Raw genomic sequence first — 13,081 nt, 5'->3', positions numbered from 1 at the left:
GTGGCACAGGCCCACCGCAGAACACGCGGGTTTTCTCGCGCTTGAATAGCCGTGGCAACTTCGTGAACATGTGGAGGCCTTCATCGTTAGGCTTGGGCAGATCACTACCCCAGTCCGGAAGATGGTTTTGCGCGGGGATTCGTAGCCAAACGTAGCCCGGCTGTTTCCCGAATCGATGCGTTTTTTGCGAAACGTTTACGCCTCAATTCTGAAATCTAGCTGAATGCAACCTGATATTTCGCGCGATACCATCCTTGATCTTGCCGACACCCATCGCTTATGGTGGTGGCACTCCGGCCCACCCCCCGGAGCCGTGCCGGGATGGGTGCCCTGTGGGATTGGGGAAGCCGGCAACCGAGCGGGCCGTGTACCCGAGCCCACGACTACACGCGCGCAGCCCCTCACCGTCCCAACGGTGAGGGGCTGTTTTCGTGTCTCGGCGAGGCTCCGGGAACTGCAAGTTAGAGGGTGCGGTCAGATGACTTTCTTAGCCGCTGAGCCGGACCACTTTGGTGCCGAGGTCGGGGCCGCCCAAGGTGAAGTTGCTCAGGCTGGTGAACTGCACGAATTTACCGATCAGGCCTTTGCAGCTGCCCTTGCAGCTGGGTGAGCCGTTGTTGTTCCAGCTGTGCCCGGGGAAATTGAAGCCAAGGACCTGGAACGCGGCGAAGCCTTTGATGTGGTAGTCGCCCGTAGTGCTGTCGATGTCGTCGAAGACGGGCAGGATGATGACCTGGTTTTCCAAGGAATCGAACACGGCCGAGCACTGCCCGGGTTCGCTGACACCCTGCTTGGACGGAACCAGAGGGTTGGCCAGTGAAATCGTTGCCCCGCACTTTCCCGGGTCCGACTGCAGCCAGCCGAACCCTCCGGGGATGATGTGTCCCGATGGGCTGGAACTGACGCACGTCGTGGTTCCGTGGATCGGCAGGACCTGGATCGTTCCGGACAGATCGAACTGGCACTCGGAGAAGGTGACCGGCAGGTTGACCGTCCCGCCGGAGGGGGACCCCCATTTCGCTCTGGACTCGGCTTTGACGTCGGCGCGGTTGACGCCGAAGATCCTTGCCAGGCCCAGGGAGACTCCGCTCCCGCCTGCGTCCTGGGCCGAGACATCGACCACGACGGTGCCGGGGCTGGGAAAGGTCGGGGCGGCCGCGTTGGCGAGGCCGCCGTCGGCGTTTGCCCTGGCCAGCTGCAGCGCCTTCCCCGGGGCGGCAGGGGTACACAGGCTTATGCCGCGAGTCGCGCAGTCCTGGGCGATTGCCAAGGCGCCGGCATCGGCTCCGTTCTGGAGTTTCGCCTTCGTGGCGTACAGGTTGCCGACGTCAATGGCGATGGCTCCGAAACCCAGCAGCACCACCATGAGTAGTGCGATCAGGACAGCGGCGGCCCCGCGTTCACCTGTATCTTTCAAACCCGCCCCCAGGCAGCGTCCTTTGGAGCCGCCGGTTCGACGCAACCCCTCCGCAATCATAGGGCAACGGACCATTCAGTACAGGTGCCCGCCCTCCTTTTCAGGTCGCCTAACCCGGCGGCGAAAGGCCTTCACCGCCCCGTCAGCGGCCGTTTTTGCGTTCAACGCACTCTCGGGTCGATTATCCGGCGTCGCACCCTTGGCTCTTCCACCCAGACTTCTTTGCGGCCCTCGTAGTAATCCATTGGCCAGGGTACGGACACCAGCACATTCACCCGAGTCCACCAGTAGGCGAACGCTGGCACCTCATGGCTTTGCCCGTTGTTGTAATCGAGCATCACAAACACAGGGAGGGGCTCCTTGGGCCTCGTCAAGCCTTCCACGGCCGCAGGGTCGACCGCCGGCACAACAGGCATGGGCCTATGCGCGCGCGGCGGCTGCCAGAACTTCTTTTCCTCCACAGCCCGAGTCTGTCACCGAGGGCAGACAACCGGGGCCCTTCTCTGGCCATTACCATGGCCTCGCGGAAGGGTAACCCCCACCGGGCGGCGTGCTATCCAGGAACCCGCCGAGGACGCCCCGGGGGCCGTCCCGCAGATTGTGACCCACGAGCCTTTCCCTAAGCTATTTCGTCACAAGACAAGCAACCAGTGAGGCTTCCCGTTCGACGCCTTTCACCTCCGGACAGGCAACAGCCAAAAGGCCTGGCCAGCCAGGACCAGGACCAAGATATTGACTAACGCGAACAGGGCAAGTCCCGCAACCCAAACGGTAACGCTCTTCCAATTCACCATCCCCTCGCGACGCGGAACGCGGCAGGTCCGGCCCTCGGTCCAGTTGTACTGATAGATGGTGCCTACCTTGGTGTCCCAATCGACGGCGCTGGATACCATGCCCATTCTGCGCTCGAGTGCGATCATCAGTAGCTCATCAGTCGCCATGAAGAACCGATGCTTCAGCATCAGCTGAATAGACATGACCGTGACCGCGACTCCGAGTAGCGCGGCGAGAAATTGGGCAAGCCAACTTGTGTCGTGGCCGAGCGCGATGGCGAGGAGGAACGCCTGCGCTGTCATTGCCATGGCCGGGGCCTGCCACATCATCTGGTCTCGGTCCCCAACACGATCATTCAAGGCACCATAAAGTGCGGCTAGCGCTTGGTCCGGCGGAAAACCGCCCGCCGTGGCGGATTCCGGTATGTTGTCGGATTTTTTGTCCATTTTAGGGGCGACCAACTTTCTATTCCTGCGTTTGCCGAAAAGTGATGGGACCTTCTTCGCGGGCCGTCCAACTTCGCGTCAGGTGACACTCGCTGAGTTCACTCAGTCAAGTTCGGAGATAGCGTGGTCAGTACTCATAGCGGGCTACGGGCGTCGATTGTGTCGCGGCGGACCGGGACGGCTGGCGCACAGGCAGGGCATCGATTTTGACCAAGGCACGGTACACCGCCACGAGAATCATAATGTAGCTAGCAACCGCCATAAGGGCGCCGAGGATGGCGATGAGCGCGCCGATAACCAATGCACCCCGGTTCGGATTGCCAGTCGAAAGCGCAGCCAAGTTCGGGGCCGCCACAACGGCTCCCAGGGCACTTACAATTGGGCCGCTGATTGCCATGAATACCCCGGCTTTGAAGATTCCGGCCTTGAAGATTCCGGCTGAACGTTCGAACTGCACCATGGCCCCCTGAGATGAATGAACGAGGTCAGACCACAGGGAAGGCGGTCATTCAACGAGGCGAAAGGCTCCGCACTCCCGGACGCTCAACGAGGACACCAGGCGGCGGGCCATCAGAATCTCCAAACCTGAAGGCCCGATAGCCCGTCAGGGTAGCGAAACCTAACGCCGCTCAACTAACAGACCCCTTACCGAGACTCCTTGGCCTGGGGTACAGTCGCGAGCGAATCATCAGGGCAAATATGGAGGACGCATGGAAAACCACCCTAGGCACTTGGACGACGCGATCGCTTTGCTGGTCGGAAGCCGCAAGACTCCCGGTGACACCAGAGCACTGCTCACGACGGTAGATGTAGCCACCACATCAAGCCAAGCCCAAGCTCTTCTCGACGCACTGGACGCGATGCCGGAGGACGTCAGAGAGGAGTTCTCCACCAAAGGCCGCGAACTTATCGTGACCGGAGCAATTGCAGCTCAGCATGTGCTAGGACCGCAATAGAGAGAACTGGACATTGGGAACTTGGACGGACAGCAGTGGATCTGGGTTGCGGCGGTGCTAGTCGTCGCGGCCGTGGTAGCCGTTGTTATAGCCTTTGGACGCCGGTGACAAATGCCAAGATGCGCAGGCCACGGCCGTCATCATCGGCTGTAGGTTGACTGGAGATCCTTTGCGCCCGCATCTGGGACGCTGATCACAACCGGCACTGTAGTCACTCTGACCGTTTCGTCAGGGTTCCCCGCTGACTACACGCCGCCGTCAATCCCCAGTCGGCCTTAGCCGCGCTCCACCGTTTGAGACCGCCCCCCCAGCCTTGCCCTGGAAACGAAAGCGGCGGCCGCCAGAACTTCTTTTCCTCCACAGCCAGTGTCTGCCACCGCGGGCCGACACCGTTTAGTTAACAACGGCATCCGCTATCGGGCAGAATTTGACGTGCCAGAGACTCCGAAGACGAGTAGCGGCTACTCGCGACCGTGGCTACGCGTCAATCTAGGGTTTCGCGCAGAATCCAAACCGAGAGCCTCAAGCTGGCTTTTGCCAGGGCTGAGCTCAGATTGGGGGAAGCGTGGACGGGCAACAGTGGATCTGGGTCCTGGCGGTGTTCATAGGAGCGCCACTCGTGACTGTTGTTGTGATGTTTGGACGCGGAAGACAGGCGCAGATCGATCCCCAGCGGGTTGCGAATATCGCTGACGGTACGCCGAAATCAGCCGGGCGGCACAGTGGACGGCGGATCAGGCGGCCGGCTGGATGAGTTCGGGGCCGTTGTTCCGCACGTAGTTGACCTTGTCGCTGACCACGCGAGGCATGAGGTGGGGTTCAGGCATGGAATCCAGCAGCGCCCGGACGTCGGTCTCGGAGGTCGTCTCAGGGTCGAGCCAGTCCGAGAACATGTCAGTGGGCACGATTAGCGGCGTGCGGTCATGGATGTGCCCGAGCGCGTCTGAGGCAGCCGTTGTGATGATCGTGGCCGTCCGCAACCACTTTTCGGGGTGACCGTCCGGCAACGCAGGATCCGGCCAGTTCTCGAACAATGCGGCGAACGCCAAGATCTGGTCATCGGCATCATGCAGATAGGTGGGGATCTTCCCGCCGCCGGGTTTCTTCTCCCACTCGTAGTAGCCGTCACCGGCGAGCAATCCGCGCCTCGCCGAGGCGGCCTTCCGGAAGGATGGCTTCTCAGTGACCGTTTCCATCCTCGCGTTGATCAGTCGCGCGCCACCCTTGGTGTCCTTCGCCCACGACGGCACGAGGCCCCAGCGCGCAGTGACCAGCTTCCGCGTCACCGGCTCACCCTCTCCGGAACTCCGATCCAGGATCAATGGCACCGTGTCTGTCGGGGCGACATTGTAGGAAGGCGGCAGCTCATCGACATAAGACTCGTGGACATCGAATGCGTGCATCAGGTCGGAAATCGATTTGGAAACTACGTAGCGTCCGCACATGACTTCATCATGTCGCAGACGGTTGGTGCAGTCAGAATGACATTTCACGAGACTCTGACTCGCTGGGAATTGTCATCCTTGCCTTTGGGGCGCCGTACCGGTAATGGCTCCCAAGGCCTCGCCGGCTTCCAAAACTCTTCCGCCACAATCAGTCGCGCACCATAGACAAACGATCGAAGCGGAATAGGCTCCTGACCTGCGGTTTCTTTCATATCCAGTAGGATTTGGGGCACCGCCGATTCTGCGCGGCCACAGTTTTATGGTGGAATCATGGGAACACTTAGGACCACGCTTCGAAGTACGGCCCTACTAGCGGCATTGCCGCTCGCGGCGCTGATTGCCATCAGCGCCGCAGGAGCCGCCCAAGCCGGCACCCGCCCTACTGGGTTCCATTGGAACGATCTCGGTGGCGGGGCTGGCTTCTGCTCGCCGAACCCAAGCGGCGGAGGCACCGGCGGAAACTCGAGTGTCGATCTGGGAGGAGGTGGCGGAGGGCCATATGGGGCAGTACCTCCCGCCCCGGTGGTCAATGCGCCTGCAGCGCCGGTCTACGTCCCGGGACCTCCAGCTGGGTATCAGCCACCCGCCCCCAATGCACCCGTAAATGTCCCTGCGCCTGCACCGGCGCCAGCCCAAGCCGACCGCCAACCTGCGCCGGGTCCGGCTAACGGCGTCCAAGCACCGGCCAGTGGTCACACGGCCGCAAACTCAGGCGCGGTTGCCGGAACGGCGGAGGTCCCAGCCGACGCCGTCCCCGGTGCGGCGGCTCGGCAGTCCAGTCAGAAGCGCCCGTAACGGCCACGACTGCCCCACCCACACCGAGCACATCTGCGGCGACCGCAGGTCCGACACCTTCGATAGCCACATCCAGTACAGCCGGCGCCCCGGACAGCTCAGCACCTGCCAAACCAATCAGTGCCGACCAAGCTTCCCAGACTGATCACGGGGCACCGCACGGTTACATCATCTGGTTAATCGCCGTCTTGCCCGTGGCCGCCGGAGCCTGGAAGTGGCGTAAGACGTTGAAAGCCCGAAAGGAAGCTCTGTCTCACGACTAAGGAGCAATGGGAGCTCCGCGCTTCGTGCGGGGAGCCTCTAGCGGTCGGTGCGGATCGCAATCATGCGACTGCCCTCTGGCACCTTGGCCCGTGTTGCGGCAGGTGCTTCCGCATAGGTAGCGGCCGTCTCGGTGACATGGCTGAAGCTACCGTCAGGCGCTTTAATGGTGCAGGTAATTTCCACCGCAACAGTCTAAGGCTGGGCCAATCTTCGAAAGGCGCCGCCACCTCAGAATCGGGGGGAACCTCAGATGGCGGCGCTTCTCTGAAGCTATCGGCAGGTCGCGCTCGCCCTCAGCCTTCCGGCACGATCTTTACGAAATCCTTACAGCAAGTCCTCCCCGGACTGCACAATCCAGCCCGGGCGCCAGACGCTCGGCGTTCCTGCCAGTCGTTCGGTGGCTACGTGTAGCGGGTAGCTACAGGAGTAGCTACACCCTGGCACTCATCGGCTAGTCCCGGAAATGAAGAAACCCCCGGAATCTCGCGGATTCCGGGGGTCTGTCTTGGTAGCGGTGGGGAGGCTCGATCTCCCGACCTCACGATTATGAGTCGTGCGCTCTAACCAACTGAGCTACACCGCCACGAATGAGAAAAACCTGCGTCAAGCCGGTCAAAAACCGCCTTGACACAGGCCCTCATTCAGAGCCCCCCACCGGAATCGATCCGGTGACCTCGTTCTTACCAAGAACGCGCTCTACCACTGAGCTAGGGGGGCAACGAGTAAATACTCTACCGGACGATTTCTCAGGCCACAAATCGGCTGCGGGACAAGGAAAAACGGCGCCGACACAATTTGCATCCGCACCGGATTCTTGAGCCGGAAAGCGTCCGAATCAGGGCAGGCGGAGTACTTGGCCCGGGTAGATGTGGTCCGGGTTGGGCACGGTATCCGCGTTCGCTGCGATCAGGGCATCCAAGTCAACGCCGAACTGCATGGCTATGCCGCTCAGGGTATCGTCTGCTTCCACTACGACTTCGGTGACCTGCCCCTCGCTGGCGGCGGGAGCGCCGGCGTCGGGCACTGCGGTGCCAGGAACCACGAGAGCTCCCGCTGACGGCTCGGGCCCGGCACTTTGGACTGTCTCCCCCATTGAGGCTTCAGCGGCCTCATGCGGGGCCTCCGAGGCCCGTCCAGTCGGCTTGTGTTCGGCCTTGTCGAAGCCGAGGTTCTTCTTCAACCCATCAAGGAAACCCATGAACCAACCTTTCCACACCCACGGGCCGCGCGTCTTCCCCATGTTTGGTTTGGGACAGCGTTTACGACACGGCGGGTCGGTCATTCTTGATACTCAGGGCCGTCAAATGGGGAAAACGGTACAGTCAGGCGTGCGCGGGACCTGGGCCGTCGTTAAAGGCGGGCCGTCGTTAAACAGCCAGAGGCCGGCTCGAAAGCCGGCCTCCGCCAAAAACCCAGGAACTAGTCCTGTTTACCACTTACCCTTGCGGTTGAAATCGCGGTTGCCTGCGTCGCCGCCAGTGCGCGGCTTGCGTGCGCCCCGGTCGGCGTAGCTGCCCGTTCCGGCGCCGGCGCTGGCGCCGCTGCGCTCGCTGTAGGAACGGCCGCCGCGGTCAGCGGAGGAACGCTCGCCACCGGTGTAACCGCCACGGTCAGCGGAGGAACGCTCGCCACCGGAGTAACCACCACGGTCGCCTTCGGTCTTACGGAACTCCTTTTTGAAGCCACCGTTGCCCTTGAAGTTTCCGCCACGGTCTCCACCGGAGTAGCCACCACGGTCGCCGCCGCGGCTGCCACCGGAGTAACCGCCACGCTCGCCGCCACGGTCAGAGGCCGGCTTGCGACCGTTGTCCAGCTCGAGGTGAATCAGCTCGCCGCCGATCCGGGTGCGGGACAGTGCGCGCAGCTGCTCGGGGCTCAGGTCCGCCGGAAGCTCCACCAAGGAGTGGTCCGAGCGGATGTCGATGCCGCCGATCTGTGCCGAGGAGATGCCGCCTTCGTTGGCAATGGCGCCAACGATCGAACCCGGCATGACGCGCTGGCGGCGTCCGACGGCGATCCGGTAGGTGGCGTTGCCCTCGGTCAGGGTGCGGGTCGGGCCACGGGAACCGAAGCCGTCCTTGGAGCGCTCGCGCTTCTGGAATTCCGGCGCGGCCGGCAGTTCCTTGACCAGGAGCGGCTGTCCGCCCTGTGCCATGACGGCCAGTGCAGCGGCGATTTCCGAAGCCGGAACGTTGTGCTCTTCTTCGTAGGAGGAGATCAGGTCGCGGAACGCGGCGACGTCCTCGGATTCGAGGGTCTCCGTGATCTTGTCCGCGAACTTACCCAGACGCAAGGTGTTGACCGTCTCGGCGGTGGGCAGGTGCATCTGCTCAACCGGCTGGCGGGTGGCCTTCTCGATCGAACGCAGCAGGTACTTCTCCCGAGGCGTCATGAACAGGATGGCGTCGCCGCTACGGCCTGCACGGCCGGTACGGCCGATGCGGTGGACGTAAGACTCGGTGTCGTGCGGGATGTCGTAGTTGACCACGTGGCTGATGCGCTCAACGTCAAGGCCGCGGGCCGCGACGTCGGTGGCGACCAGGATGTCAATGCGGCCTTCCTTCAGCGCGTCGACAGTTCGTTCGCGCTGCTGCTGCGGAATGTCACCGTTGATCGCGGCGGCCTGGAAGCCGCGGGACTTCAGCTTGTCAGCCAGGTCCTCGGTTGCCATCTTGGTGCGCACGAAGGCGATAACGCCGTCGAACTCTTCCACCTCGAGGATGCGGGTCAGTGCGTCGAGCTTGTGCGGGCCCATGACCTGCAGGTACCGCTGGCGGGTGTTGGCGCCGGTGGTGGTCTTGGACTTGACCGAGATCTCGGCAGGGTTGTTCAGGTACTGCTTGGACATCCGGCGGATCTGGCTCGGCATGGTGGCGGAGAACAGCGCAACCTGACGGTCTTCCGGGGTCTGCTGGAAGATCTGCTCAACGTCCTCGGCGAAGCCCATGCGGAGCATCTCGTCGGCTTCGTCCAGTACGAGGTACTGCAGCTCGGAAAGGTCCAGTGAACCCTTGGAGATGTGGTCGATGACGCGGCCCGGGGTACCGACAACAACCTGTGCACCGCGGCGCAGGCCAGCAAGCTGCGGGCCATAGGCGGAGCCACCATAGACAGGGAGAACCGTGAAGTCATCGATGTGCTTGGCGTACGAGGTGAAGGCCTCGGCAACCTGGAGCGCAAGCTCGCGGGTCGGGGCGAGAACCAGGGCCTGGGTCTTGCGGGACGGGCCGTTGAGGTCGTGGAGTTCGGCCAGGCGGGACAGTGCCGGTACTGCGAATGCTGCAGTCTTACCGGTGCCGGTCTGGGCGAGGCCGACGACGTCGCGGCCTTCGAGCAGCAGCGGAATGGTTGCTGCCTGGATCGGAGACGGCTTCTCGTAGCCGACGTCCTGCAGGGCCGCCAGGACGCGGGGGTCGATTCCGAGGTCGACGAAGCGGACGCCCTCTTCCTCTTCTTCGACGGGTGATTCGGCCGGGGCCTCAGCCGGGGCCGAAGCCTTTGCGGGTGCCTCAGCTTCAGCGGGTGCCTCAGTGAAGGCAGGAGCCTCAACCGGCGCAGCAGCCTCGATGAATTCAGCGGCGGGTGCGGTTTCGGCGATCTCGACGGCGGTCTCTGCTTCTTCAGCAGACTCGGCGACGAACGGGTCGTTCAGGTTTTCGGGCATAGGGGAAAGTTTCCTCATCCATAGGGGGCCAGTCGGCGCGGCCCGGTTGGGCTTGGCCGCAGTACACGTTGCGAACAGAAGAACCCGAAGGCTCTGTTGCTCGCAAGAAGTCCGGCGCTGTCGCAATCCCAAGGCAGGACTTCCCGCTGCATCTCTTGGCTGCTATCTCAGCAGTCTGTACAGCGTTTTCTTCGCCCGGCTCTCCCTATGAAACTGCCCACACACATTTTGCGGGCCCCAACACTTACCAGTCCTGCCTCAAGAATTGGGCAGGAAAAAGGGATTTCCGGAGTGGGGGATATTTCAAGTGTAGGGCACAGATTGGTCCCTTGGCGACAAAACTGTCGACGGCGGCGGTGAGCTTGCGCACAAACCCGCCCCGAGTGCCCTCAAGGCAGCCCCTCAGGACGCCCGTTCGAGGACGTCCGTTCGAAGCCGGATCAGGCGTCCACCCCGTTGCGGCGCATGAGCTTTTCGAAGATGTCGTGGTAGTCGGACTGCAGCAGGACTTCGCCGTCGGCCTCTGCGTCGAGGAGCAACTGCATGTCATCGAGGTTGGGGTTGCTGAACCACTGCCCCACCGTGATGCCGTGTTTCGGCACAAACAGTTTGTGGATGTAGTCCCCGGCCGAAATGGAACCCGTCTTCACCACGCGCATATAGGTTCCAACGCGTCCAGCTTCCGTGAACCGCTTGACCCACTGCGGTTCATTCATGCGGCGTTGGAACGTTGCGCACGGCACGCGCGGGGAGGTGACCTCGACTTCGACGTCCAGGCCGATCTTCCACCGTTCGCCGATCACGGCACCGCTCGTCTCGATCCCGGCAACGCGGAGGTTCTCCCCGAAGATCCCGGCGGGCATGTCCCTCTGGAGTTCACCCGCCCAGTAATCGGCATCCGCCTGGGAGTACGCATAGAGCGCTTGGTCCTCGCCCCCGTGGTGGATCCGGCTCGCCTGGATGTCTCCGTGGATTCCCAGCTTGTGGACCTTCACAGGCCCGTCAACGGGGCGCTTGTCAATGGCCGTCACTCCGACCGACCCTTCGGGATCGGGCAGGAGTTCGTATACCCGGCAAACAGCAAGCAACGATGCGGTATCCATAACTACAGTCTACGTACGCAGCTACGGATCGAAGCGATATCCCATGCCGGCCTCGGTGTGGAGATGGCGGGGCTGTGCAGGGTCGCGTTCGAGCTTGCGCCGGAGCTGGGCAATGTAGACACGCAGGTACTGGGTCTCCTTCGCGTAGGCCTGTCCCCAGACCTGGGTGAGGATCTGCTGCTGGCTGACCAGCCGGCCGGCGTTGCGCACCAGCAATTCCAGGATGTTCCACTCCGTGGGTGTCAGCCGCACTTCTGCGCCGTCTTTGGTGATCTTCTTTCCGGCCAGGTCAACCAGGAAGTCGGCGGTCTGGAGCGTCGGCACTTCGTGCCGGGGCGCTGCCCGCCGCGAGGCGGCACGGAGCCTGGCCAGCAGTTCGTCCAGGCCGAAAGGCTTGGTCACGTAGTCGTCGGCTCCGGCGTCGAGGGCCTCTACTTTGTCTTCCGAACCGTGCCGGGCGGACAACACGATGATGGGCATGCTGCTCCAGCCGCGGATTCCTTTGATCACATCCACGCCATCCATGTCCGGAAGCCCAAGGTCGAGCACCACGATGTCCACGGGCTGCTGGGCCGCCGCCTTAAGCGCATCCGCGCCGTTGCCCACGCTGATGGCGTGGTAGCCGTGGGCATGGAGATTGATTTGCATCGCGCGGGCGATCTGCGCCTCATCTTCCACGATCAGCACGAGGTTCAAGGCCGCCCTCCTGTCCACAGAGGGAGTGTGACCACCATGGTCAGCCCGCCTCCCGGCGTCGCCTCAGCCATGAGCGTACCGCCCATGGCCTCCGTGAATCCCTTGGCCACAGCGAGTCCCAAGCCGATTCCGCTGCGGCCGTCCCGGCTGGATGGAGAGTCATCGAGTCGCTGGAAAGGCTGGAAGAGCTCCAGGACTGCAGCGGGCGCGATCCCCAAACCATGGTCCATCACCCGCAGTTCGCTGGCCGGCCGTCCGTCCACCGTGATGCCCGCTCCGGTCCTGGCGACAAGCACAACATCGGAGTCAGGTGCGTATTTCACTGCGTTTTCCACAAGGTTCGCCACGACGCGTTCCAGTATCCCGGCGTCGGCCTCAACGTACGGAAGGTTGGCAGGAAGCTCGTTGCGGATGCGCTCCCCCGGCACGCCTCGCAAAGCCTGCGGCATGATCTGGTGCCAGCCCAGTCCGCGCAGCAAAGGGTTCACGGCATCCGCGGTGATCCGGGACATGTCCAGCAAGTTGTCCACCAAGTGATCCAAGCGGTCCGCGTAGTCCTCGATGGTGGCCAACAGTTCGCGCTCGTCTTCGGGGGCAAAGGTCACGTCTTCCTGTCGCAGGCTGCTGACAGCAAGCTTGATGCCCGCCAGAGGAGTACGGAGATCATGGGAGACGGCGCGCAGGATGGAGGTACGCATTTTGTTGCCTTCGGCCAGGCGCACGTTGTCCTGCCTGCTCTTGACAAGCTGCTGGCGCTCCCGCAACGCGACCACGAAGGCGCCGAACGCCGCGAGCATGCGCCGATGCTGTTCGGAAAGCGGCCCGCCCCGGAGCAGGAGCGTGTAGTTGCGATCGACGATGGCGGCATGGTCGGCTGCCGCATGGGTCACCGGCGGCTGAAGCCCTGAGCTTGCAAGGACCTGCCAGTTCGGCCCGGGGGCATCCGGCGAGTCAAACGTGGAGAGCAGCGTCATCGACTCCATGCCGAGGTTGACGCGGATCTTGTCCAGGAAAGACTCGAGGCTGCCGTCCGAGCTCAGGATACGAAGGGCCAATTCGCTGAGGGCTTTTGCTTCGGCGCCGGAGTGCGCGGCCTCTTGGGCCCGTCGGGTCGCCAAACCGACGGCGAGCGCCACTCCGCACGCCACAGCAAGGAAGATGACCAGAGTGAGAAGCGTGGCGGGATCCGCAATCGACAGGGAGCCCACCGGTTCGGCCGAGAAGTAGTTCAAGAGCATACTGCCGAGGACGGCGGATACCACGGCCGGCCATAATCCCCCGATTGCGGCAACGGCGGCGGACACGGCCAGCTGGAAGAGCATGATCATGGCGAAGTTCCGGTATTCCAGCACGGATACCATGACTTCGATGGCGGAGGGTAGCAGCAGGGCCAAGACCAGTCCCGCCAGGATGCGGCGTCGCCCGATCCCCTTGGCTGCCCGAAGCTGCAGCCCTATTGCGTTCACGTCCGCGGCGGCCATGGCTCAATTCTGGCACGACGCGGGTGCCGCGCCCGCGTCG

10 protein-coding genes and 2 tRNA genes are annotated in these 13,081 nt (G+C 62.9%); 1 reads left to right on the top strand and 11 read right to left on the bottom strand.

Annotated features, from left to right (window positions below):
• Positions 1-487 precede the first annotated feature (487 nt).
• The 3 genes from ACSVHC_RS16020 to ACSVHC_RS16010 form a co-directional block, all read right to left on the bottom strand.
• On the bottom strand, positions 488-1,417 hold the full coding sequence (locus ACSVHC_RS16020) for a TadE/TadG family type IV pilus assembly protein (RefSeq protein ID WP_439181122.1): 930 nt from the start codon (positions 1,415-1,417) through the stop codon (positions 488-490).
• Between the two features lie 674 nt (positions 1,418-2,091).
• Positions 2,092-2,652, bottom strand: a complete 561-nt coding sequence (locus tag ACSVHC_RS16015) for a hypothetical protein (protein ID WP_439181121.1) — start codon at positions 2,650-2,652, stop codon at positions 2,092-2,094.
• A gap of 112 nt (positions 2,653-2,764) precedes the next feature.
• A complete protein-coding gene (locus ACSVHC_RS16010; RefSeq protein WP_437771105.1) occupies positions 2,765-3,097 on the bottom strand; it encodes a hypothetical protein in 333 nt (110 codons plus the stop codon).
• Between the two features lie 250 nt (positions 3,098-3,347).
• On the opposite strand from ACSVHC_RS16010, the gene ACSVHC_RS16005 reads away from it, so the two are divergent.
• On the top strand, positions 3,348-3,593 hold the full coding sequence (locus tag ACSVHC_RS16005; protein WP_437771106.1) for a hypothetical protein: 246 nt from the start codon (positions 3,348-3,350) through the stop codon (positions 3,591-3,593).
• A 734-nt stretch (positions 3,594-4,327) separates the two neighbouring features.
• On the opposite strand, the gene ACSVHC_RS16000 is transcribed toward ACSVHC_RS16005, so the two are convergent.
• The 8 genes from ACSVHC_RS16000 to ACSVHC_RS15965 all read right to left on the bottom strand — a co-directional run bounded on the left by ACSVHC_RS16000 (position 4,328) and on the right by ACSVHC_RS15965 (position 13,041).
• Complete coding sequence (locus ACSVHC_RS16000) at positions 4,328-5,038, bottom strand: SOS response-associated peptidase (RefSeq protein ID WP_437771107.1); 711 nt, start codon at positions 5,036-5,038, stop codon at positions 4,328-4,330.
• A gap of 1,565 nt (positions 5,039-6,603) precedes the next feature.
• A tRNA-Met gene (locus tag ACSVHC_RS15995) sits at positions 6,604-6,680 on the bottom strand.
• Positions 6,681-6,742: 62 nt separating this feature from the next.
• Positions 6,743-6,814, bottom strand: a tRNA-Thr gene (locus ACSVHC_RS15990).
• 118 nt (positions 6,815-6,932) lie between these two features.
• Positions 6,933-7,295 carry a LysM peptidoglycan-binding domain-containing protein gene (locus tag ACSVHC_RS15985; protein ID WP_437771108.1) on the bottom strand — a complete coding sequence of 121 codons (363 nt, stop codon included), beginning with the start codon at positions 7,293-7,295 and terminating at the stop codon, positions 6,933-6,935.
• 231 nt (positions 7,296-7,526) lie between these two features.
• Positions 7,527-9,761 carry a DEAD/DEAH box helicase gene (locus tag ACSVHC_RS15980; RefSeq protein ID WP_437771109.1) on the bottom strand — a complete coding sequence of 745 codons (2,235 nt, stop codon included), beginning with the start codon at positions 9,759-9,761 and terminating at the stop codon, positions 7,527-7,529.
• A 440-nt stretch (positions 9,762-10,201) separates the two neighbouring features.
• Positions 10,202-10,864, bottom strand: a complete 663-nt coding sequence (locus tag ACSVHC_RS15975) for an MOSC domain-containing protein (protein WP_437771110.1) — start codon at positions 10,862-10,864, stop codon at positions 10,202-10,204.
• 21 nt (positions 10,865-10,885) lie between these two features.
• The gene (locus tag ACSVHC_RS15970; RefSeq protein WP_236812356.1) at positions 10,886-11,560 is read right to left on the bottom strand and encodes a response regulator; all 675 of its coding nucleotides are present in this window, start codon (positions 11,558-11,560) and stop codon (positions 10,886-10,888) included.
• Entirely contained in the window at positions 11,557-13,041 is a 1,485-nt protein-coding gene (locus tag ACSVHC_RS15965; RefSeq protein WP_439181120.1) for a sensor histidine kinase, read from the bottom strand. The genes ACSVHC_RS15970 and ACSVHC_RS15965 overlap by 4 nt, the downstream gene beginning before the upstream one ends.
• Positions 13,042-13,081: the final 40 nt, after the last annotated feature.

This window comes from Arthrobacter sp. KNU-44 (genome assembly GCF_051843155.1).
Taxonomy (GTDB): Bacteria; Actinomycetota; Actinomycetes; order Actinomycetales; family Micrococcaceae; genus Arthrobacter.
Note: the sequence above shows the minus strand (reverse complement) of the source record. Positions and strands in the feature narration are given on the sequence as shown.